Raw genomic sequence first — 21,410 nt, 5'->3', positions numbered from 1 at the left:
TCCAGGCGTCATGAAGATCGTTGTCTGCGCGAAGTTCGTACCGGACGCGACGGCGGATCGTCGGTTCCATCCCGAGGACCACACGGTGGATCGGGCCGGAGTCGATGGGCTGCTGTCCGAACTGGACGAGTACGCCGTCGAGACTGCGTTGACCCTCAAAGAGACGATCGGTGACGGTTCGGAGGTCACCCTGCTCACGGTCGGTCCCGAGCAGGCTGCCGAGGCGATCAAGAAGGGTCTCCAGATGGGCGCCGACAACGGCGTCCACATCAATGACAGCTCGTTGCGCGGGTCCGATGCGCCGGCCACCTCGTTGGTCCTGGCGACGGCGTTGCGCAAGCTCGCGCCGGATCTCGTGGTGTTCGGCATGGGGTCGACCGACGGCTCTATGGGGGTGATCCCGGCGATGGTGTCCGAGCGGCTCGGCATGCCCGGGGTCACGCTGGGCTCGTCGGTGACGCTCGACGGCAACACAATCACCATTCGTCGCGACGGCGACGCTGCCAGCGACACCGTTGTCGGCGAGCTGCCGCTGGTACTGAGCGTCAGCGACCAGTCCGGCGAACCGCGGTACCCGTCTTTCAAAGGCATCATGGCGGCCAAGAAGAAGCCGGTCGCGACCTGGTCGTTGGCCGATCTGGAACTCTCGCCGAACCAGGTCGGCGGCCAGGCCGCGTGGTCCGAGGTCGTTGCGGTGACGGCTCGCCCGGCGCGCGTCGCCGGCACGATCGTCATGGACGAGGACGGCAGCGGTGCCGCAAAGCTCGTCGAGTTCCTGTCAACCAACAAGTTCCTCTGAGGGGTCAGCACAAGCATGGCGAACGTACTTGTTCTCGTCGACCACGCCGACGGCATGGTCCGCAAGACGACCGCGGAACTCCTCACCATCGCCCGCCGGCTGGGAGAGCCGGTCGCGGTCTACATCGGCGACGGGGTGCACAAGGCCTTGCCTGCACTGGGGCAGTACGGTGCGCTCCGGGTGATTGCGCTGACCGACCCCGAACTGGCGCAGTATCTCGTGGCGCCCAAGGCTGAGGCGCTGGCGCAGATCGCGACACGGGTGGAGGCGTCGACGATCCTGATCACATCCAACGCCGAAGGCAAGGAGATCGCCGCGCGCCTGGCCGTGAAGCTCGACTCCGGGCTGATCACCGACGCTGTCGACGTCGTCGAGGGTCCGGTGACCACCCAATCCGTCTTCGCCGGCAACTACTCGGTCCAGGCCAGGGTCACTCACGGAACGCCGATCATCACGGTCAAACCGAACGCGGCGACGCCGCAGGTTGCAGAAACTGCCCCTGAGATCGAAGAGTTGGCCGTGACGATCTCTGCGGCCGCCAAGGCGGCTCGAATCATCGACTCCAGTCCCCGGGCAGCTACCGGACGCCCGGAGCTCACCGAGGCTTCGATAGTGGTCTCCGGTGGCCGTGGTACCGGCGGCGACTTCAGCCCGATCGAGTCTTTCGCCGATGCGCTGGGCGCGGCAGTCGGTGCCTCCCGGGCAGCGGTCGACTCCGGCTGGTACCCGCACGCCTATCAAGTAGGTCAGACGGGCAAGACCGTTTCTCCGCAGCTCTACATCGCGGCCGGCATCTCCGGTGCGATCCAGCACCGCGCCGGCATGCAGACCTCGAAGACGATCGTTGCCGTCAACAAGGACGAAGAGGCCCCGATCTTCGAACTTGTCGACTTCGGTGTGGTCGGAGACCTTCACCGCGTCCTCCCTGCGGCGACCACCGCGCTAGCCTGACATCCGAGTCGGGAGGTGACGATGTGATGAAAGCGTTGGTCCTCAGAGGAGGACGGGCGGTGCTGGAGCGGAGGCCGATTCCGGCGGCAGGGCCGTTGGACGTGGTCGTTCGGATGATCGCGGCTTCGTTGTGCTCGGGTGACGTCGCCTGCGTCCGTGGCGACTTCTCGGTAGCGGACGGGACCGTGCTCGGGCACGAGGCCGTCGGAGTTGTGCACGACATCGGAGCCCTCGTGACTGGCTTCGCCTTGGGGCAGCGAGTGGCGGTTTCGTCCTCGACCTCCTGCGGCCAGTGCGCCAATTGCCAGCGGGGCTACAACGGCCACTGCAGTGGTGAGATGTGGGGCAGCTACTCCTCCGGGAAGTCCCGGGACGGCAGCATGGCGGAGTACTTCACGGTTCCGGATGCGCGCCACAACCTGGTTGCCATCCCCGACGGTGTGAGCGATGTCGCAGCGGTGTGTGTCACCGACACCTTGGCTTCGGGTACGACCGGGGCCGAGGCGGCCAGGATCCCATTGGGCGGTACGGTCGTGGTCTTCGGACAGGGCCATATCGGCTTGGCCGCGATGGCCGGCTCTCGATCCTTGGGAGCCGCGCTCGTCGTTGGGGTGAAGGCCCGCCCGGGTGGCGAAGAAGTGGCCTTGGCGATGGGCGCCGACCATGTCATCAATCTCCAGCAGCACGATGTCGAGGCGGAGATCACTCGCCTGACGGGTGGTGTCGGCGCCGACAGCTCGATCGAGGCTTCGGGCGTGACGAGTTCGTTCCCGGCTGCCGTCACCGTCGTTCGCGAAGGTGGCACCGTCGTGGTGCTGAGCTCCTATTCGGGACCGCCCGACGCGAGCTTGCCGATTCCGTTGGCCGATTGGGGCTGGGGCGTTGGCGACAAGACGCTGGTGGGTACCTTCCAGCAGTCGGGGAACGAACGTATCGGCCGACTGTTGCGGATGATCGAGACCGGACGTATCGATCCGTCCCCACTGGTGAGCCGCACCTATCGGCTCGACGAAGCGCCGCTGGCGCTCGATGCGGTCGCGGGGCGAGAGCCAGGTTTCGTCAAGCCCGTCATCATCGGCTGATCCCCTCCGCAGGCGGTTCGTCGCTGCGCAAGGCCGCGGCGATGTCGACCGGCAGGACGCGGGCCTTCCCTGAGTCCGGATCGACATTGACGTACGTGTTGACGATCGACGCGAGGACAGTTTCACCCCGCTTGACGATCATCTCGAGAACGAAACTCGAACGTCCGACCTTGGCACAGCTGACCGTCAGTTCGATCTCTTCATCGAATCGGGCCGGCTCGTGGAAGTTCAGGGTGCAGGCCACCACCGAAGGGTCGGTGCCGCCGGCAATCAACTGGGCATACGGCCGGCCGAGATACCTGAAGTACTCGGTCATCGCCACGTCGGCGAACTCGAGGTAGCGGCTGTTAAAGGTGATTCCTTGAGCGTCGGTTTCGTGGTACCGAACGCGGTGGTGGTAGGTGAAGGTCACTCGGAATCAGCGCCCTTGGTATCTCCTGAGCGCAGCAACTGCGCCGCGAGAGCACGCCGATCGAGTTTGCCGGTCGTCGGGCTGATCGGTAGGGACTCGACGGGAACGAACTCGGCGGGCACCTTGTAGGCAGCGAGCAGTTCGCGGCTGAAACTGTCGAGGTTCGCAGCGTCGAAGGTGCCCGCATCGGCCGGAACGATCGCGGCGACGACTCGCTGGCCGTAGATCGCGTCGGGGAGTCCCGAGACCGCCGCCTGGGCGACGTCGGGGTGTTGCCGCAGTACCGACTCGACCTCGGCGGGGGAGATGTTGGCGCCGCCGCGGATGATCAGATCGCTAAGTCTGCCCTCGACGAACACGTAGCCATCGCGGTCAACCCGCAGCAGGTCCCTGGTCCGGAACCAGCCGTCCGCGGTCAGGGCCTGGGCGGTCTGCTCGGGGTCTTTCCAATAGCCGACCATCATCGCCGGTGATCGCCAGTATCCTTCGCCTTGCCGGCCGGGAGCGACCTCGTGGCCGGCGGCATCGAGAATCTTCATCTCGACGCCGGGGACCAGCCGCCCCGCGGCCCCTGGAATCGGGACCGGGTCTTGTCGCGGGTCGTAAGTGACGGCAGGAAAGCACTCGGTCGCGGCGTAGACATCGTGGACAGGGCAGCCGGTACGACGATGCCAGTCGGCGAACGCTGCTTCGTTGCGAGGCTCGCCCCCCGAAATGCACAGCCGCAGGCTGGACAGGTCCGGCGGTTCGGGGAGGGCCTCCAGCCTGTCGACGAGCTTCACGAACATGGTGGTCACGCCTGGAAGGAAGGTTGCCCGGCCGTCGGCGATGGCGTCGAGGAGCAGGTCAGGACGAGAACGCCGCAGCGGCAGGACGCAGCCGCCCCCGAGGAGGGTTGCCATCGAGGCTGTGACCAGCCCGAATGCCCAGGCCATCGGGAGTGCCACGATCGTGCGGTCCTCGGCTCCGAGGTGCCAGACGTCCCGGTAAGCCTCTGCCGCCAGGGTCAACCGGCGCCCGGTGTGCATGACGGCTTTGGGGGTGCTGGTGGTACCGGAAGTGAAGCAGATCAGCGCGAGATCCTCGACCGCGCTGTCCGGCGTACCAGATCTGGCCTTGAGCCCGGAAAACGACTCCGACATCAGAGCAACGGGAAGGCCGAGGTTCTCGGCGACGGCAACCGCAGGATGGCTTCGGTCGCCGACCACGACGATGGCCGGCTCGCTGCTGGTGAGGCAATGGGTGAGATCGCGAGCGCTGGTGGACGGGTACATCGTGGCGACGGCGGCGCCGACGTGCCACGCCGCGAAGCAGGTCAGCAAGTAGTGGCTGGAGTTTTCCGCCACCACTGCGATTCGGTCTCCGGCTCGGAGACCTGCCTGGCTCAGCTCGGCGCCTCGCCGATCGATCAGCTCGATCAGTTGCTCGTAGGAGATGGGGCCTGCGGCGTCGTCGATCGCCACGGCTGTGCCGTCCCGGCGACACACCGCCTGGAGAGCGCGAAGAAACCCTTCAGAGGTGGAAGGCAACGAAGTACTCCTCAGCAGCTAGGTCTGCACGCCAGTATCGGGCCAGGTGAGCGTGGCGTCGGCTGTGCCTTTCTCAGCGGCAATGAGGCTCGGTCGGAATGTCTCCAATCGGTGGCCCGATCCCGAGCGCCTAGGCTCGGATGGCCGGACCTGCGCCGGCGGATTCGGTCCGGAGCTCCTGTGGAGAGGGTGCCATGCCGCTGACCTTGCCACCCGGCAAACGTCTTGCCGTCTCGATGGGCGCCGATTTCGATGCTCAGAGTGTCTGGCTCGGAACGTTCGGGTCCGCGTCCCAGAGCCACCTCTCCCGAGGCGAGTTCGGTGCGGTGGTCGGCGTTCCGCGCTTGCTCGACACCTTTCGGTCGTTCGGGGTCACGACCACGTGGTGCGTGCCCACCCACACCATCCAGACCTTCCGGCCGGCTGTCGACCAGATCTTGGACGCGGGTCATGAGGTGGCTGCGCACGGCGTCTGGCACGAGCCGGTCCACGAACTCGATCTGCCCGAGGAACGACGGCTGCTGGAACTGCAGCTGGAGTTGCACACGAGTCTGCTCGGGCGGACGCCCCGCGGATATCGGTCGCCGGCCTTCGACGTCACGGACAACACGCTCGGGCTGCTGGAAGAGTACGGCTTCGACTGGGACTCGTCGTTGATGGGGCGTGACTTCGAGGCCTACCGGCCCCGCCTCGTGACCCGCATCGACCGGGAACGCGGAAACACGTTCGGCCCGCCGAGTGGAGTACTGGAGATTCCGGTGTCGTGGTATCTCGACGACTTTCCGGAGGTGGAGATGCTGCCCCGGCATCCGGCGATGCAATCGACCGAGGTGTTGTACCAGCGCTGGAAAGACATTTTCGACTTCGCCTATGCACGGTGCCCCGGCGGCGTCGTCGCGTGGACACTTCATCCGCAGTCGATCGGCCGGGCGCACCACCTGATGATGCTCGAGCGACTGCTGGACCATCTGTGCGGTCACGACGGTGTCTGGTTCGCGACGCTGTCGGAGATTCACGATTGTTGGACCGACGAATGACGCCGGCCGCCGGCACCGAAACCGAAGTCAAGGAGCAACAGTGAGCGTGCTGGGACTGGCCGAGGAGCAGCTGGCCTACCGCGACGTCGTACGACGCTTTGTCGACGCCCGCATCGTGCCGACCGCCGCCGCCCGGGAGGCTGCCGCTGAGTATCCGGCCGACCTGCTTCCGGAGCTCGCGCAACTCGGCATCATGGGGATGTCGATTCCCGAGGCGTACGGCGGTTCCGCGGTCGACATGGTGACCTTCGCGCTCGTGTTCGAGGAGCTGGCCCGCGGCTGGATGGGCCTCGCCAGTGTGGTCGGCAGCTCGTCGACCGGAGCAGGCTTGATCGCTCAGTTCGGAACCGACGAGCAGCGCCGACGGTACCTTCCCGACCTGGCCTCCGGCCGGACGACCAGCGGTATCGCCATGACCGAGCCCTCGACCGGCAGCAACCTCAAGGGCATCCGGATGACGGCTCTGCGTGATGGCGACCACTACTTGGTCAACGGCACCAAGACGATGATCACGCATGCCCGGCACGCGGAACCGCTGGTGCTTCTCGTCCGGACCGATCCGACGGCGAGTCCGGTCCATCACGGGATGAGTCTGCTGCTGGTCGAGCAGCAAACCGAGGGGTACTCCGTGAGTCGTGACATCGGGAAGCTGGGCCATCGCGGAGTGGAGTTGTGCGAACTCACGTTCGAGGATGCCCGAGTCCCGGTAGGGCAACTGCTCGGCGGTCGGGAAGGCCGAGGCCTTCACCAGATGCTGTCGGGCCTGGACAAAGGGCGCATCTACATGGCCGGCGCCGCGACCGGTATTGCCCGAGCCTCGCTTGAGGCTGCGCGCAGGTACGCGACCGAAAGAGAGGCCTTCGGCCGCCCGATCGCGGATTTTCAGGCGATCAAACTCAAGATCGCGACGATGGCAACCGCCGTCGAAGCGTCGAGGTTGCTGACCCTGAACGCGGCGGGCTTGATCGAAGCAACCGGTCAGGGGGTCCGGGAGGCGGCGATGGCCAAGGTCTTCGCCTCCGAGACGGCGATCGAGTGTTCGCTGCAGGCGATGCGCATTCTCGGGGGCTACGGATACACCACGGAGTTTGCCGTCGAGCGGTACTACCGGGACGCGCCGCTGATGGCGATCGGCGAGGGGACCAACGAGATCTTGTCGATGCTGATTGCCGACATCGAGCTCGGGCTGAGATGACCGGCGGCGCTACTGGTCGGGACCGCCGACGGCGCCGAAATCGGGATTCCGGCCGCTCGCCGGATTCGTCAGCGAGCTGGGTGCGTCGACGACGTGAACCTGCCGACCGGCCGAGGCTCGCGGCCGGGACGGGCGGATCCCGCCTGGGGAGCGGGGTGAGCCGGTGCGTTCGGCCACCATGTCGAGAGCCGTGAGGCCCAGGAACAGGGAGGAGATCGCGGCCGGGTCGTGCAGGCTGACGGCGAGCAACTCCTCCACCTTGGCCAGGCGGTAGCGGAGCGAGTTGGGATGGATCGTCAGTGCTTCGGCGGCGGTGTTCGTGTTGAGTCCGTGCTCGAAGTAGCTACGGAGCCCTTCCATCAGGATGGGCTGCTCCTCCAAGGGGCGCAGGAACTTGACCGCCCAGGCGCCCATCCGGTCGAGCCCGACGTCGGAGAACAGGCGGGTCGCGAAGTTGAACTGTTCGTAGCTCGTCACCGTCACGTGCTTCCGCGACCGGCCGGTGATCCGGATGGCCAGCACGCCGTCGTTGAAGGAGTCCACGACCTGGCCGACCGCAGCGACGTCGCGACCGATCCCGGCCTGGACGCTGGGTGACTTCTCCGCGTGGGCCTGTACCCAGCTGCTCAGGGCGGGTACCGAAGCCTGGATCAATCCGATCAGCATCTTGTCGCGGATGGCGAGGAGATGTGGCACGTCCTTGGTGGCAAGCTCGTTCTGCAGACGCCGGAAGATCTCCGCGACCACGGCCGAGTGCTGAGAAGTGGGCACCGAGCGTGCCGGCGACACCACGAGCACCCTGAGCTCCTCCTGAAAAGACAGGCCGAGGTCCGCGATGCGGCCGCTGAGCTCGGAGTTGTTGCTCTCGGCGCGGAGGGCGATCGCCTGCTCCAGCACGGAGCTGCGGACCGCCAACTCCTGCCGACGAGCCACCAGGTCGATCTGGAAGCTCGTCTCGGCCAGGGAAGCAGCCACGTGCACGGCGGCTGTCGAATAGGGATCGGGGAACGTCGTCCGTCGGCTTGCGGCGACCAACCAGCCCGTCCGGTCGTCATCTGGTGACGCGAGGGTGACCATGGCGGCGACTACCTGCCATCCATCGACCGAGAAACTTTGTGACGGCGCCGAGGTGCGGGAGATCTCTGCGTGGAGCAGGGCGAGCGGGAGCACGCCGGTGCCGTGCTCCGAGCGGCCGGCGTTGTCGATCATGGCGACAACCGCATTACAGGTCTTGGCGGTTCGGGCCAGCAGGTCGTCCAGCGGTTCGGGGGCGGCGAGCGCCTGGGTCAGCGACCGCTGCAACGAGGTGAGGCGGAGCGCGAGACCGGAGTCGGCGAGGCCTGTCGCCTCGCCGACCGCTTGGATGATGTCGTTGGGGTCCGTTGAGTCCGAGTAGGCCAAGAAGTCGTGACGACCCGAAGAGTCCACGTCGTAGTCACCCGACCGGACCAGCACAACGAGAGCCGGAGCGGCATCGAGCAGCTCACTGAAGGCTGCGCGCTCAGGCTGGGCCGTCAGCTGGCCGGGCAGGACCAGCAGCGCGCTGTTCCCGTCGGCGACCCGCACCTGCGGGCTCCAGACCGACAACCGCGCGATCCGAATGGTCGTGGCCTGAGCAGGCGCCGGCGAGACGAAGTCGAGCCGGCTGTCTGCGAACAGGTCGGCCAGACTCAGCGTCCTGAACACTTGTGGCGTCCCACCATCGGAGTCCCACCGTCCTTGCTCTGGACCGGGCGACATGACAGACCCGATCAGGCCTTCGGAACTTCTTTCCGTGAGGCTACTGCGGGCAGGCGGGCGGCTCCTTGGGGAAAGTCTAGAGCTGCGCGGCGGATCTTTGGAGTATTTACATTGGCCGGCTCTTCCGAGTCCCCCTAACGTGAACACAGCGGCAGATCCCGACCTGGAGGCCACATGACTGGCAAGGATGTCCTGGACACCGCAGACCTTGTGGTGGTCGGTGGCGGCATTGCCGGGCTGTCTTCGGCCTTCGAACTGAGCAAACGAGGATTCGACGTCGTCGTGCTGGAGCAGCGCTTCCTCGCCTTCGGAGCGTCGGGCCGCAACCCGGGTGCGGTGTGGATCCAGACCAGACGGCGCGGACCCGAGCTGGACCTGGCGCGTCGCGGCGCCGAGCTCCTCGCCGCCTACGAATCGGAGCTGGGCACCGGGTTCGATCATCGCCGCAACGGCGGGCTGTTCTTCTACGAGAACGACGACCAGCGGTCGGTCCTCGAGGACTACGTGGCCGACCGGCGCGATGCGGGGATCGAAGTCGACCTGATCACCCGGCGGCAGGCGGCCAAGAAGTCCGTGATCTTCCCTGATACCGCTGCCGGAGCCGTATTCTCTCCGGAGGACGCCCAGATCGACAGCCAGGCCTTCGCGCGCGCCCTCGGCGCGGCCTGTGTGCGTCGAGGAGTGCGCATCATCGAGAACACCGCTGTGATCGGCAGTATCAGGCGCGGCGACAGCGTGACCGGAGTCCGCACCGTCCGCGGCGAGGTTCACGCCGGTGGAGTGGTCTGGGCCACCGGCGCCTGGTCGGTCAATCTGGGCGCGGAGGGCGTCGAGCTGCCCGTGTCCACGATGCGCACAGGTCTCCTGCGCACCGAGCGCGTCACCTATCAGCCCGGCCCGATCTTGCACGGGCCCGCCGGTGTGGACCGGTGCGGAGCGATCACCGATCTGCCGTCGTACCGGCCCGAGGTGTTCGCGCGCCCGTCTGGTTTGGACGGCTATGACGACGTCATGACCCAGAACGCCGAAGGCGCCTTGTTCTTCGGCAACAGCATCGACGGACTCGGTTCGCTGAACCCGCACATCAGCATCTCGGCGACCTTGGCCATGGTGGGCAGCGCTCAAGCGCGCTTGTCCCGGCTCGGCGAACTCGGGGTCGTCGGTCTGTGGGCCGGCCTTGATTGCACAACCGCCGATGGCCTCCCGGTTGTCGGCCTGGTCGACGGGATTTACGTGAACGCCGGTCATCCCTCCGGCGTCGCCTCCGGGCCCGCAGCCGGGGAACTGATTGCCCAGGTAGTGCTGGGAGAGACCAACGATTTCGCAGCGGCGCTGGCGCCCGGCCGGCCGTCGCTCGCTGCTAGGCCGACCAGCGGCAGGTAGTTGCCGCGATCCTCGGACCACCGGCCGTCGTCGCGGTCGGCGTCAGCAAGGAGTTCGTCATGTCAGGTCCCGTCTACCGAGCGGTCGACCCGTCGACCGGTCAGGTGCTCCGATCCTACGACCAGATGTCTGACGAGGAGCTTGCCGTAGCGTTGTCCGCCTCGGCTCAGGCCTACCGGTCCTGGCGAGACGTGCCGATCGCCGAACGAGCAGTCTTCGTTCGGCGAGCTGGGGTGCTGTTCGCCGAACGTGCCGATGAGCTGGCGGCGATCGCAGCCCAGGAAATGGGCAAGCCTCTTGCCCAAGGCAAGGAAGAGGCCGAGCTGTGCCGGGCAATCTTCGAGTACTTTGCCGACGAGGGCCCGGCCCTGGTCGCGGAGCAGCAGTTGAAGTCACCGTCAGGGCGCGCGGTGGTCCAGCGGCTCCCCATCGGGCCTGTGCTGGGAGTCATGCCCTGGAACTACCCCTACTACCAGATCGCCCGGTTCGCTGCGCCAAACCTGATGCTGGGGAATACGATTCTGCTCAAGCACGCGGAGTCGGTACCGGGGGCGGCGTTGGCAGTCGAGCGGCTGATGGTGGACGCAGGTGTGCCGACCGGCGCGTATCTCAATCTGTTCGCGTCACACGAACAGATCGAGACAGTGATCGCGGACCCGCGCGTCCAAGGGGTGTCGCTGACAGGCTCGGAGCGGGCAGGTTCCGTCATCGCCTCCCTGGCGGGTAAGTACTTGAAGAAGTGTGTGCTGGAACTCGGTGGTTCGGACCCGATGATCGTGCTCGACGCGAGTGACCTGGACCCGGTGGCCGACCTGGCATGGGAGTTCCGGATGGAGAATGCCGGCCAGGCCTGTACGTCCAACAAACGCATCATCGTGATGGCGGACTTGTTCGACGACTTCGTGGCCAAGCTCGCGGCCAAGGCGCGCGCGCTCGAGGAGTTTCCCCCGCTGTCGTCGCGAGCCGCGGCAGAACACCTGGCTGCGCAAGTCGACGACGCTGTCTCCAAGGGCGCGGTGCTGCACGCCGGGGGCGTACTGAGCGGAGCGCCCAGCGCTTTCTACTCGCCGGCCGTGCTTTCCGGTGTAAGGAAGGGAATGCGCGCCTACAGCGAAGAACTGTTCGGACCGGTCGCCGTCGTCTACCAGGTCAACTCGGACGAGGAAGCGCTGCTCTTGGCGAACGACTCCCAGTACGGATTGGGAGGGTCGGTGTTCAGCACGGACGCGGATCGGGCCCAGAAGGTTGCCGACCAACTGGAAGTCGGCATGGCCAATGTCAATGCGCCGGCCGCCGACGGGGTCGGGATTCCGTTCGGCGGGATCAAGGGTTCGGGCTTCGGTCGTGAACTCGGGCCGCTCGGAATGGACGAGTTCGCCAACAAACGGATCTTCTTCGTGGCTGATTGAGCCGACGCGCACGGGAGGAAGCGGACCGGATCGTGTTTCCTCCAATGGACCCGCCCGAACCGGCAGCCTAGATTCCTGGCGTTGCATCGTGGCCCAGACAAGAGATGGGAAGAGTCAATGGGTTTTGTCATGTCGACAGAAGATGTCGCGACCTTGCGTGCGCGGGTGGTCCGTGGTGAAAGCCTCGGGCTGCAGCAGCTCTCGGTCGACTTCCTGACCACCCCGGAGTTCGTCCGGTCGGTCCTGCCGCCCTCGGTGGAACCGCTCGACGAGCCGGTGGCGCACGCCATCGTGGGGAGCTACTGGACTCTTGATTTCGACGGTAACCCGATCGCGGGCACGGAGGACGGATTCGGCGAGGTGGTCGTCGGAGCCAGGGTCGCGGATCCCGAGGGCGGTTACCGCGTCGGCACTTACGCGCTTGCCGTCTTCAAGGAGCACGACATCGCGTCGTTGGTGACCCGGGACTGGGTTTTCGAGGCCTGCAAGATCGGGACCTGTCAGCTGCATCTGGCCGGCAAACGAGCCTTCGGTTTCGTCGAACGGCGGAACCACCGCGTCATATCGCTGGCGGCGGACTTCGAGGAAGGATTCCGTCCGGGCGGTAAGGAGACCTGGGACCTGATCGTGCTGCGAAACCGGATCAACCACGATTTCCAGCTCGACGGCGAGCCGGCTGTCGGCGTCCACACGTTGCAGGCCGACTACAGCGAGGTGCGGGTCGGCAAGGGGTCGCTGCAGCTTGCGTCCGGCCCCAACGATCCGCTGGGCGACATCCCGGTGGTGAGTGTCGGGGATGCCACCTACTCGGCCGGCTGGGTCGGTGGGAAGAGCGACTGGGTCAAGGCCACTCCCGAGGTGGACCCGGAGACGCAGCTTCGGCATATCGCGGCGCGCTTCTACGACCTGTCCGGCATCCGGCCCAACCCTCAGATCAGCTGAGCCTGATTGCCGTGTCGAACACATGGGCCGATGCCAAACAGGAGCTCCGCGATCGCCTGCACGGAGAGCTGCTGGAGCCGGCATCGGCGGCATACGACGAGGCTAGGACTGTCTTCAACTGCACATCAGGCCTGCGCCCTGCGCTGATCGTGCGGTGCGCAGATGTGCACGACGTGCAGGCCGCAGTGCGATTCGCACGCGCCCACGGATTGGAGATCTCCGTCCGTTCCGGTGGGCATCATGGCTCGGCGCTTGCCCTGACCGACGGCGGACTGACCATCGATCTGTCGGAGCTTCGGCAGGTCGAGGTCGACCCGCTGACATTCACGGCGCGAGGTCAAGGGGGAGCGCGCAACCTGGATTGGGTCTCCGCGGTGACGCCGTTCGGACTCAGCGCGGTGACCGGCAACATGCCGGATATCGGCGCCGGACTGCTGCTGGGCGGCGGTATCGGCTACTTCACCAGCACCGATGGCCTCAGCTGTGACCAGATCCTCGCGGCGGAGCTGGTCACCGCGGAGGGGGAGCTCATCCACGTCGACCAGGACAGCGACCCTGAGCTGCTCTGGGCACTCAGAGGCGCCGGAGCGAACTTCGGTGTCGTGACCGAACTGCAGATCCGGTTGCGGCCCGACCCGGGCCTCGTCGAGGCCGGCGAGTTGATCTGGGCCGGCGAACAGGCCAGAGAAGCCCTTTACCTGTTGCGCGATCTGTCGCTCAACGCTTCCGACGAGTTCGGCTCGTTCTTCGCATTGCTGACGACCGGCACACCGAAGAACACGCTGCTGCCCGCCGAGCTGCACGGGCAGCTGATTCTCCAGGTGAGTTTCTGTCACCTCGGCGACGTGGTGACAGCGCGGTCCGACCTGGGCGCGCTGCGAAAGATTCCGACGGTCGCGGATACGGTGACCACCTGCCGGTACAGCAGCTTGTTCGGGGTGGACCACAGCTTCGCCGCCGGGCAGCGGACCGGCGGACCACGCGGAAACGAGGAGATCGTCTCCGACCTCACCGACGGCCTGATCGAAAGCATCATGGACTTGGCCATGGAGCTACCGGCGCTGGCCGCGAGCCACCCGGTCGACATTCCCCGGCTGCTTGCGCTGTGGCCGTATCGCGGTGTGGCTGCCAGACAGCTCGAGGGCGAGGGCGTCTTCGGGGGACGCGGCGCCGGCTGGGGCGTCCATCCGCACTCTTATGCCGCCGAGGCGGACGACGCCTACGAGCGGGCGTGGGCCAGGCGAGTGAACGAGCAGGTGCGGCGGACGCAGACGCGCCCGACGTACCGGATCCCGAACACTGCGGTGGACGTCGACGGCGATCACCCGCGGCAGATCTACGGCGCCGCTTACGAGCGGCTCGTTCGGGTCAAGCAACGGCTCGACCCGAACAACATCTTCCACCGGAACGTGAATGTGAAGCCCTGAGCTGTGACACTTCGACCAACGAGAAGGCTGTGGGACATGAACGACTACTACGACGCCGACCGCGTGCTGCCGGGAATGCAACAGGTTCTCGACTCCTACCGCGAGGGGGACGTCGACCTTGTCATGGGAGCCTTGACCCCTGATGCGGAGGTGATCGAGAGCTCGTCGGGTATCCGCCGCACCCTGGCCGAGCTGCACGCTGCCGATGCCAAGTTCTTCGAGCACTTCCGCGATTTCACGCCGACGTTCCGCACCGTCCGCGAAGGTGACGCCCAAGCCGTCGAGATCGAGGTCGAGGCGACTCGCGTCAGTGACGGCGAACGGGTGGTCATTCGCTACTGCATGTTCGCGGAGGGTGAGGGCGACAAGCTGCGCAGTATGCGGATGTACCTGGATCGTGCCTCGTTCAACGCCGCTTACGGAACGAAGTAGGCGAGCTCGAGCGGCGTGGTTCAGACCGCGGTGTAGCCACCGTCGATGACGATGTCCTGGGCGGTGAGGTACGCCGACGCATCGGAGGCGAGAAACGTCACGAGGCCGGTCAGGTCGTCGGGATCGGCCATCCGTCCCTGCGGGATCCGGGCGACCCAGTCGTCGTGCAGCGCGGGTTCCTTGTCGAGGATCGCCCGGGTCAGGTCGGTGAGCACGTATCCGGGGGAGATCGAGTTGACCCGGATGCCGGCGGGGGCCCACTCGACGGCCAGCGACTTGCCCAGGTGCGCGACGGCAGCCTTGGATGCGTTGTACGACGCTGCCCACTGCGGAACGTTGACGATCGATCCCGACATCGATGCGATGAAAATTGCACTGCCCGAGATTCCTGCGGTGAGCAGACCGTCGCCGAACGCCTGGGCAGCGAAGAAGGTTCCAGTGAGGTTGACGTCGATGACCTTGCGCCATTGCTCCGCAGTGACCCGCACCGAGTCGCCATTGATCTCGATGCCGGCCGCGGTGACCAGCACTCGCGGTACGCCGAGCTTCTCCCGGACGACGCGGAAGGCGTCGGCCACGGCGGCCTGGTCGGTGACATCCAGCCGCTTGCCGAGGGCAGCGACGCCGTACTCCTCGGCGATTGACTGCGCTTGGTCCTCAACGGAGTCGAGGAGGTCGAAGAGGGCAACGCTCACGCCGGCGGCGGCGAGCGAGCGGGCGAGCGTCAGGCCGATGCCGCGGGCGCCCCCGGTGACGACCGCCGTGCGGCCGCTCAGCTTGCTGTTCATTGTCTGCTCCCTGTTGTCGTGCTGGTACGAATGCGAAGGAAGATCGTCAGCTGTGCTCGAGGCCGGGACGACGTGCGGCGTCCCACCCGGCTCTGGTAGCAGCGATGAAGCTGCGTGCCGCGGTTGCCGGAACCTGGGCCGACAGCACTCCGCTTGTCGACCCAGTGCCGTCGGCCCCGGCGGCCATCACTGCCGTGGCGATCGCAGGCGTCGAGATGCCTCCGGCATGCATGGCGAGGACGCTGTGCCCCGCCCGGTGAATCGCCGCTGTTGATCCGGTGATCCAGCTGCGCTCTCCGGCCGCGCTGCTGCCGATGAGCTCGGGCGGTTCGAACAGCACCGCAGCGGGCTCCAGAGCAGCGAACCGGACCGCCTCTTCCTGGGTGCCTGCGCACACAATGGTCGCGATGCCGACCTCTCGTGCTCGCTGGGTTGCGAGTTCGAGATCGACGGCGCTGAGAGGATCAGCGTCGTGGTTCAGCATCACGCCCCAAGCGCCGGCGTCGGCCAGCGACTCAGCGGTGACCCGGTTCATCGAGGCGCCCGGTGGCTCGATGTCCATGCCTTGGCTCAGCACGAGCACACCGGCATTGAGCTCGTGAACCGGAGCGACCAGGGCCGTCGGTACGGTGAGCAGCACCGTCACACCGTGTTCTGCCCCGGCCTCTCCGGCAGCCACCGCGAGGGCCTCGATCTCGCGGCGGCGGAGCAGGTTCTTCGGGCCGATCTCGAAGAACGGCGCAGTGATCGGTACGGTCATGCGTCGATCAGCTCGCGCAGGCGCACGGCAGTTGCGGGCAGAGTGCGGGCCGGATCGCCCTCGGTGGAGCATTCGAGATTGACCGCGCCGTTGAATCCGATCTCGCGGAGGGCGCCGAAAATGGACTTCCAGTCGAGCCTTCCATGCCCCGGCAACAGGCGGTTGTTGTCGCCGAGGTGGACATGGGCGACCTGGTCCCCGGCGGCTCGCAGGGCCGCGGCCGGATCTGCCTCCTCGATCGACATGTGGAAGGTGTCCGGCAGCAACGCGGCGTTCGGGTGGTCGACGGCCGCGATGATCTCCAGATTGTCGGCCACGAGATTCAGGTACCGGCACTCGTAGCGGTTGATCGGTTCGAGCAGCACCCGTCCCTCGGACCCCTCGACCACTGCCAGGACGTCGCGGTAGAAGTCGATGAACTCGTCCTTCTGCCGGGGCTCGAGTTGTTGGAAGGGTTCGAAAAGCGGCAGCGGGTTTCGGGCGCCGTACTCGAACTCGATCTCGGTCACCGCGCCGATCTCCGCGCAGACCGACGCCGCGTCCAGGTACATTGCGCGGCAGCGCGTCCGAAGCTCTGCGTCCTGGGACATCGCCTGGCCGTAGATGTCGTCGATCAGTACGAACTCCACCGGACGTACCCCGGTTCGGCGCTCCAGCGCTACGAGCTCACGCCGGACGCCGTCGTTCCAATCCCTGAGAGGCTGGAACACTGCGAGGGCGTCGTACCCCCACTGCTTTGCGAGTTCGGCCTTCGTGGTGAGCGACTCTCCCGGGATCATCGGGGAGGAGCAGGCGAGTAACATCGTGGATCTCCTTTGCGGTCAGGTGAACAGGCGCTGCAAGTACTCGCCGAACAAGCGGTACCTGAGGTCTCGCTCGCTGGAGGGCCGCGGCCGGTAGCAGACGGTCAACGGCTGGTTCAGGTACTTGGAGTCGTCAAGCCCGCCGATCTCTCCGGCGGCGACGAGCGCAAGGGCTGCTGTCCCTCGACAGGTGGCCTCGTGCTCGTCCGGGACGAGTACGTCGACGCCGCAGACATCCGCCTTCAGCTGATTCCAGAACGCCGAGGAGGCCCCACCGCCGGTCGACACGATCTCGCGCACGGGCTCGGGAGTGAGACCGTCGACGTTACGGCGCAGGAGGTGGGCTACGCCCTCCTCCACGGCGTAGGCCAGGTCGATCCGGTCGTGGGCCAGGTCGAGGCCGAGGAAGGCGCCGCGGGCATCGGCGAAGTAGTCGGGCGGGTTCACGCCGGTGAGGTAGGGGAGAAAGATCGGAGCATCGCTGTTGGTCCGTGCCCGCAGCCGGGTTTCGAGCTCCTCGAACGCCATGTCGGCCAGGCCTTCACGACGAAACCACTCCAGTGACACCCCGCCGCTGTCGACTCCGTTGAACAGCAGGATCTCGCCGGGGCGCAGTCCGGCGTGGAACGACACTTTGCGCGCGGCGTCGAACGACCAATCAGTCGGCAGCAGCGAAAGGGAGAGCACTGTTCCGGCAGACTCACTGACGATACCGGGAGCGTACGAGCCAGTTCCGACCATCGCACAGAAGTGGTCGAGCGCCCCGGCGTTGACCCGGTACGACGCCGCAGGTGGCAGGCGGTCGGCGACCTCCTGCAGGACGTCTCCGAGGTCGGTTCCGGCCGGGACGACGGGGGCGAGCGAGTCTGCTGCCACGGAAACGAACTCGAGCATCTCGTCCCAGTAGCTGCCGCGGCGTACGTCGTACAGGTAAGTGAAGCCGCGCGTGGTGATCTCGCCGGCCGTGATTCCGGTGAAGCGGCGAAGCACGTCGTCCTTCACCATCAGGACGGCCGCCGCCTGCTCGAGCGTCCGCGGCTCATGAGCCGCGAGCCAGCGCAGCTTGGCGGCCGGCCAGGCCGCCGAGGGGCTGGGCTGACCGGTGACGGCGAAGGCGTCGTCCACCCCGAAGCGTTCCCCGAGCTCAATCGCCTCGGCCGCGGCGCGATCGTCGAGCCAGGAGAGCGCGGGGCGGACCGCGTCACCTCTGCGATCGTTGAGAACCAGCGACTCGGCCTGACCGGTGAGCGAGATTATCGCGTGGTGGGAATGCGTGTTCGCGACCGAGCTTGCCGACCGATCGATCAGCTCTATGACGAGCTCGAAGAGCTGCGCGGACGAGAACTCGACGCGGCCGCCGTCGCGCTGGTAACCGAACGGCGCGGTGGCCACGGACAGCCGGCGCAGGTTCTCGTCGAACAGGACCACCTTGACGTTGGTGGTGCCGAGATCGACTGCGTAGATCAGCACGATCAGGTGCCCATGACTTGGAAGTGAACGGTGCGGGTCCGGGCGCGGACCGAGTCGAGGTCACCGAAGTAGACACGACCGAACTCACCGAGGACGAGCTCGCCGGCGACGAGCGGGATCGTCTCGGAGCGGCCGAGGATCGAGGAGATGATGTGTCCGTCGGTGTTCAGGCCCCATTCCGGCAGCTCGCTGCGCAGCTCACCTGCGTTGCGGATGTGGATCGGTCCGGGGTGCAAGTACTGTCCCTCGTGGCGGGTCGGCGGCGCGATCGTCGCCAGCACGTTGAGGGTGTCCTGTAGGAGCAGTTGGGTGCCGTAGTAGGTCACATCCTCGGACTCCTCTTGAAGGACGACACAGCAGCTCGTGTGCGCCGAATACGCGACGACCATGCCGTCGCGGACACCCGAGCCGGCGACGAACTCCTGGAGGTTTGCCGTCACATCGAAGAACTCCTGCCGCGCAGGGGTCTCGATCACAACAGATCCGAAATGGGCGGACATGGCTTCCTCTCGTCGACCGGTGGAATCGGCTCCATCAGATTGCCGACGCGACGACGCAGAGGGAAGCGAAGATTTGCGATGATGAGATAGGCAACGGTTATGACGAGTCCGCGGAGGTACGGTGCGTCCTGACGTGAGTCTTCGGCTTTTGAGGTACTACGAAGCTCTGGCCGTCGAGCTGAATTACCGAAAGGCGGCCGAGCGTCTGTACATCTCGCAGCCCGCGCTGTCGGCAGCGATCCGCCAGCTCGAGGGGCAGGTCGGGGATCGCCTGTTCGACCGTGACACCCACTCCGTCGCGCTCACCTCGCTGGGACGTGAATGGCTGCCGTACGTGCGCGGCGCCTTGCGCGAAGTCGACTCCGCGATCGACGCGGTGGCGAAGCTCATGGGGCAGGCGCAGGTCCGGGTCGGCTACCTCACCGGTATGGGCGCCGATCTGTTGTTCCAGCTGCTCGACGGCGTTGAGCAGAGCTTCCCCGACCTGTCCATCGAGACCACCGAATACGACTTCTCCGACCCCACGGCCGGTCTGCAGTCGGGCGCCTCCGATATCGCTCTGCTGCGCCCTCCGGTGGATGTGGCGGATCTGGAGATGGTGGTCGTCGCCGAGGAGGCGTGGATTGCGTGCCTTCCCCGTACTCACCGGCTGGCCGATCGCGCCGAGTTGCGCATCGACGAACTGCTCGACGAGCCGATCGTCGTCGCGCCGGCCTCAGCAGGGCGCTGGCGCGACTACTGGATGGCGACCGATGCACGGAAGGGGCGACCGGCGAACATCGCCGCCGAAGCGGCCAACTACGAGGCGGAGACGACGCTTGTCGCGCGCGGGGTCGGCATCAGCTTCACGACCTCGTCCCTGATGCGGTTGTACGACCGGCCGGGGATCCGGTTCGTTCCCATCGTGGATCGCCCGGTCAGCTACACCTCCCTCGCCTGGCGCGCAGGACGTCTTTCGCCCTCCAGACGGGAACTCGTGCAGTACATGCTCGGGCGCCTGCCCGAGCGGACGCAGCCGTCGTCATAACCTTCGCTTAAGGGCAGATAAAACCTCGGTATTTCCTGTCGACCGGCGCGAGACGCTTCACTGCTCGGCAACCCCTTCGGTGCAAGTCCGAGTCCGTCAGCACAGGGAGTGCCCGTGAGCGACAAGGTATTACCCACCGGTCCCGACCCGTCCTCGCCGGCAGGTGCAGACGCTGCCGACGAAGACGCGCGGCTGGCCGAGTTCGGATACGAGCAGAAGCTCGACCGCTCGGTCGGCAAGATCGCTTCGTTCGCGATCGGCTTCGCCACGATCAGCGCGACGACCGCCGTCTTCTCCGGATTCGGCGCCGGCTACTCGAACGCCGGTCCGCCGTTCATCTGGACCCTTCTCCTGGCCGTCCCGGTGTTTCTGCTGTGGACGCTGATCGCGGCCGATCTTGCTGCCAAGATTCCGCTCGCCGGGTACGCCTACCAGTGGACCAGCCGGCTCAACGGGCCCAGTTACGGGTGGTTCACCGGATGCGCGGCGTTGGTCGGCTGGGTCAGCGGAATGACCAGCCTCGGTTACATCTTCGCCGGCTATCTGGGCAGCGTCCTCGGCTGGGAGCTGACCCAACCGAAACAGATCTTCCTCGCGATCGGCGTGGTCACCCTCTGTGTTCTGATCAACGCCTATCGCGTTCGCCTCGCGACGATGATCAACAACATCGGAGTCGCTCTCGAGCTGGTGGTCACGGTCGGCGTCACTCTCGTCGTAGCGGTCGTTGCCTTCGCCGTTCCCGGCAACGCCCAACCGTTCGGATCTCTCTTCGAGGGGACCGGCGCGGACAGCCAGACGCCGTACATTCTGGCCTGGCTCGCTGCCTCGCTCGGTCCGTTCTTCGGCCTGGTCGGCGTCGAGGCGGTCGCGGACGTCGCCGAGGAGACCAAGAGCGCACGCCGGGTGATCCCGCGAACGATGTTCTACGCTTTCGCGACCTCCTGCGTGATCGAGTTCCTGATGTACCTCGTGTACGTCCTCGCCATCAAGGACCCGAGCGCACTGGCGAACTCGCCCGCTCCGATCGAGGAGATAATCACCCAGCAGCTCGGTCCGGTGTTCTCCCGCATCGTCATCGCCATCGCACTGACCAACATTCTCGTCTGCCTGCTCGCCAACGTCCTGGTCGGGACACGGCTGCTGTACTCCTTGTCCCGCGACAACATGATGCCGTTCTCGCGCGCCCTTCGACACGTCTCACCTGTCCGCAAGACGCCGTCGACCGCCATCCTCACTCTTGGAGCGGTTTCGGTACTGATGCTGCTGTCGGCACTGGTCAACGAGCAGGCCTTCACCTACTTCCTCGGCATCGCGACACTCGCCTTCTTCACGACTTACCTACTCCAGACGATCGGCCTGCTGATCGCCGGCCGCAGGGGACGGATCCCCGCGGCGGAGCCGGGGACCTTCGACCTGGGCAGGGCGCGGACGCCGGTGCTGTGCATCGGTCTGGTCGCCTTCCTCGTGGTCGAGGCCGCACTGCTCTTCCTACCTGTCTTCGCCGGCAACGGCTTCGTCTTCGCGGGCCTGCTCGGGCTCGCTGTGCTGTGGTGGTTGTTGGTCCTGCGGCGCAGGATCCAGCTCGGAAGCGCGGGGCCGCGGTACGCCTCGGAGAACCCCGACGAGAATCTCCCCAGTGCTCCGGCACCGAAGAGATAGCGCATTCATGTCCGCGCGGATGTTCGTTGCTCGAGCCATCGCACAGCGCGAGCTGCGGTTGTTGC

Annotated in this window: 20 protein-coding genes; 12 read left to right on the top strand and 8 right to left on the bottom strand. The window is 66.3% G+C overall.

The window, feature by feature from the left end:
• The first annotated feature begins 10 nt into the window (after positions 1–10).
• The 3 genes from ACZ6ZD_RS22180 to ACZ6ZD_RS22170 are packed head-to-tail and all read left to right on the top strand — an operon-like array spanning position 11 to position 2,832.
• Positions 11–799, top strand: coding sequence for an electron transfer flavoprotein subunit beta/FixA family protein (locus ACZ6ZD_RS22180; RefSeq protein ID WP_465674963.1), 789 nt, complete (start codon positions 11–13; stop codon positions 797–799).
• Positions 800–814: 15 nt separating this feature from the next.
• A complete protein-coding gene (locus ACZ6ZD_RS22175) occupies positions 815–1,750 on the top strand; it encodes an electron transfer flavoprotein subunit alpha/FixB family protein (protein WP_465674961.1) in 936 nt (311 codons plus the stop codon).
• A 26-nt stretch (positions 1,751–1,776) separates the two neighbouring features.
• Complete coding sequence (locus ACZ6ZD_RS22170) at positions 1,777–2,832, top strand: alcohol dehydrogenase catalytic domain-containing protein (RefSeq protein WP_465674959.1); 1,056 nt, start codon at positions 1,777–1,779, stop codon at positions 2,830–2,832.
• Here the strand turns inward: ACZ6ZD_RS22170 and ACZ6ZD_RS22165 are convergent.
• Positions 2,822–3,244 carry an acyl-CoA thioesterase gene (locus ACZ6ZD_RS22165; protein ID WP_465674958.1) on the bottom strand — a complete coding sequence of 141 codons (423 nt, stop codon included), beginning with the start codon at positions 3,242–3,244 and terminating at the stop codon, positions 2,822–2,824. The two genes, ACZ6ZD_RS22170 and ACZ6ZD_RS22165, sit on opposite strands and share 11 nt — an antisense overlap.
• On the bottom strand, positions 3,241–4,731 hold the full coding sequence (locus ACZ6ZD_RS22160) for a class I adenylate-forming enzyme family protein (RefSeq protein ID WP_465676081.1): 1,491 nt from the start codon (positions 4,729–4,731) through the stop codon (positions 3,241–3,243). Before ACZ6ZD_RS22160 ends, ACZ6ZD_RS22165 begins: the two co-directional genes overlap by 4 nt.
• Positions 4,732–4,967: 236 nt before the next feature.
• Between ACZ6ZD_RS22160 and ACZ6ZD_RS22155 the strand changes: the two genes are divergently transcribed.
• Together ACZ6ZD_RS22155 and ACZ6ZD_RS22150 are read left to right on the top strand one after the other, a co-directional pair.
• Entirely contained in the window at positions 4,968–5,810 is an 843-nt protein-coding gene (locus tag ACZ6ZD_RS22155) for a polysaccharide deacetylase family protein (RefSeq protein WP_465674956.1), read from the top strand.
• Positions 5,811–5,850: 40 nt separating this feature from the next.
• Positions 5,851–7,005 (top strand): acyl-CoA dehydrogenase family protein, encoded by a 1,155-nt coding sequence (locus tag ACZ6ZD_RS22150; protein ID WP_465674954.1) that lies wholly within the window; start codon positions 5,851–5,853, stop codon positions 7,003–7,005.
• Between the two features lie 9 nt (positions 7,006–7,014).
• Here the strand turns inward: ACZ6ZD_RS22150 and ACZ6ZD_RS22145 are convergent, their stop codons facing one another.
• Complete coding sequence (locus ACZ6ZD_RS22145) at positions 7,015–8,691, bottom strand: PucR family transcriptional regulator (RefSeq protein WP_465674952.1); 1,677 nt, start codon at positions 8,689–8,691, stop codon at positions 7,015–7,017.
• Between the two features lie 228 nt (positions 8,692–8,919).
• Between ACZ6ZD_RS22145 and ACZ6ZD_RS22140 the strand changes: the two genes are divergently transcribed.
• The 5 genes from ACZ6ZD_RS22140 to ACZ6ZD_RS22120 all read left to right on the top strand — a co-directional run bounded on the left by ACZ6ZD_RS22140 (position 8,920) and on the right by ACZ6ZD_RS22120 (position 14,338).
• On the top strand, positions 8,920–10,128 hold the full coding sequence (locus ACZ6ZD_RS22140; RefSeq protein WP_465674950.1) for an NAD(P)/FAD-dependent oxidoreductase: 1,209 nt from the start codon (positions 8,920–8,922) through the stop codon (positions 10,126–10,128).
• A gap of 59 nt (positions 10,129–10,187) precedes the next feature.
• Positions 10,188–11,537, top strand: a complete 1,350-nt coding sequence (locus ACZ6ZD_RS22135; protein ID WP_465674948.1) for an NAD-dependent succinate-semialdehyde dehydrogenase — start codon at positions 10,188–10,190, stop codon at positions 11,535–11,537.
• A 129-nt stretch (positions 11,538–11,666) separates the two neighbouring features.
• Entirely contained in the window at positions 11,667–12,479 is an 813-nt protein-coding gene (locus ACZ6ZD_RS22130; protein ID WP_465674946.1) for an acetoacetate decarboxylase family protein, read from the top strand.
• An 11-nt stretch (positions 12,480–12,490) separates the two neighbouring features.
• Positions 12,491–13,906, top strand: a complete 1,416-nt coding sequence (locus ACZ6ZD_RS22125; RefSeq protein ID WP_465674944.1) for an FAD-binding oxidoreductase — start codon at positions 12,491–12,493, stop codon at positions 13,904–13,906.
• Between the two features lie 36 nt (positions 13,907–13,942).
• Positions 13,943–14,338, top strand: coding sequence for a nuclear transport factor 2 family protein (locus tag ACZ6ZD_RS22120; RefSeq protein WP_465674942.1), 396 nt, complete (start codon positions 13,943–13,945; stop codon positions 14,336–14,338).
• 20 nt (positions 14,339–14,358) lie between these two features.
• Here the strand turns inward: ACZ6ZD_RS22120 and ACZ6ZD_RS22115 are convergent, their stop codons facing one another.
• Genes ACZ6ZD_RS22115 through ACZ6ZD_RS22095 form a run of 5 tightly spaced genes read right to left on the bottom strand, consistent with a single transcriptional unit; the run spans position 14,359 to position 18,635 of the window.
• Positions 14,359–15,126: an SDR family oxidoreductase gene (locus ACZ6ZD_RS22115; protein ID WP_465674940.1), complete on the bottom strand. Its 768-nt coding sequence runs from the start codon at positions 15,124–15,126 to the stop codon at positions 14,359–14,361.
• A 46-nt stretch (positions 15,127–15,172) separates the two neighbouring features.
• The gene (locus ACZ6ZD_RS22110) at positions 15,173–15,886 is read right to left on the bottom strand and encodes a triose-phosphate isomerase (protein ID WP_465674938.1); all 714 of its coding nucleotides are present in this window, start codon (positions 15,884–15,886) and stop codon (positions 15,173–15,175) included.
• Positions 15,883–16,689, bottom strand: coding sequence for a TIM barrel protein (locus tag ACZ6ZD_RS22105; protein ID WP_465674936.1), 807 nt, complete (start codon positions 16,687–16,689; stop codon positions 15,883–15,885). The genes ACZ6ZD_RS22110 and ACZ6ZD_RS22105 overlap by 4 nt, the downstream gene beginning before the upstream one ends.
• An 18-nt stretch (positions 16,690–16,707) precedes the next feature.
• Positions 16,708–18,159, bottom strand: a complete 1,452-nt coding sequence (locus ACZ6ZD_RS22100) for an FGGY-family carbohydrate kinase (protein WP_465674934.1) — start codon at positions 18,157–18,159, stop codon at positions 16,708–16,710.
• Between the two features lie 2 nt (positions 18,160–18,161).
• Positions 18,162–18,635, bottom strand: coding sequence for a YjbQ family protein (locus ACZ6ZD_RS22095; RefSeq protein ID WP_465674932.1), 474 nt, complete (start codon positions 18,633–18,635; stop codon positions 18,162–18,164).
• Positions 18,636–18,780: 145 nt separating this feature from the next.
• Here ACZ6ZD_RS22095 and ACZ6ZD_RS22090 point away from each other — a divergent pair, with 145 nt between their 5' ends.
• Both ACZ6ZD_RS22090 and ACZ6ZD_RS22085 read left to right on the top strand, forming a co-directional pair.
• On the top strand, positions 18,781–19,686 hold the full coding sequence (locus tag ACZ6ZD_RS22090; protein ID WP_465674930.1) for a LysR family transcriptional regulator: 906 nt from the start codon (positions 18,781–18,783) through the stop codon (positions 19,684–19,686).
• Positions 19,687–19,800: 114 nt separating this feature from the next.
• On the top strand, positions 19,801–21,345 hold the full coding sequence (locus ACZ6ZD_RS22085) for an APC family permease (protein WP_465674928.1): 1,545 nt from the start codon (positions 19,801–19,803) through the stop codon (positions 21,343–21,345).
• The last annotated feature ends 65 nt before the right edge of the window (positions 21,346–21,410 follow it).

It is taken from the genome of Kribbella sp. NPDC104218, from assembly GCF_055584105.1.
Note: the sequence above shows the minus strand (reverse complement) of the source record. Positions and strands in the feature narration are given on the sequence as shown.

Excerpts from the sequence above, each read along its gene's own strand:
- ACZ6ZD_RS22180 (WP_465674963.1), top strand. The coding sequence starts at position 11 with ATGAAGATCGTTGTCTGCGCGAAGTTCGTACCGGACGCGACGGCGGAT.
- ACZ6ZD_RS22175 (WP_465674961.1), top strand. The coding sequence starts at position 815 with ATGGCGAACGTACTTGTTCTCGTCGACCACGCCGACGGCATGGTCCGC.
- ACZ6ZD_RS22170 (WP_465674959.1), top strand. The coding sequence starts at position 1,777 with ATGAAAGCGTTGGTCCTCAGAGGAGGACGGGCGGTGCTGGAGCGGAGG.
- ACZ6ZD_RS22155 (WP_465674956.1), top strand. The coding sequence starts at position 4,968 with ATGCCGCTGACCTTGCCACCCGGCAAACGTCTTGCCGTCTCGATGGGC.
- ACZ6ZD_RS22140 (WP_465674950.1), top strand. The coding sequence starts at position 8,920 with ATGACTGGCAAGGATGTCCTGGACACCGCAGACCTTGTGGTGGTCGGT.
- ACZ6ZD_RS22135 (WP_465674948.1), top strand. The coding sequence starts at position 10,188 with ATGTCAGGTCCCGTCTACCGAGCGGTCGACCCGTCGACCGGTCAGGTG.
- ACZ6ZD_RS22130 (WP_465674946.1), top strand. The coding sequence starts at position 11,667 with ATGTCGACAGAAGATGTCGCGACCTTGCGTGCGCGGGTGGTCCGTGGT.
- ACZ6ZD_RS22120 (WP_465674942.1), top strand. The coding sequence starts at position 13,943 with ATGAACGACTACTACGACGCCGACCGCGTGCTGCCGGGAATGCAACAG.
- ACZ6ZD_RS22115 (WP_465674940.1), bottom strand. The coding sequence starts at position 15,126 with ATGAACAGCAAGCTGAGCGGCCGCACGGCGGTCGTCACCGGGGGCGCC.
- ACZ6ZD_RS22110 (WP_465674938.1), bottom strand. The coding sequence starts at position 15,886 with ATGACCGTACCGATCACTGCGCCGTTCTTCGAGATCGGCCCGAAGAAC.
- ACZ6ZD_RS22105 (WP_465674936.1), bottom strand. The coding sequence starts at position 16,689 with ATGTTACTCGCCTGCTCCTCCCCGATGATCCCGGGAGAGTCGCTCACC.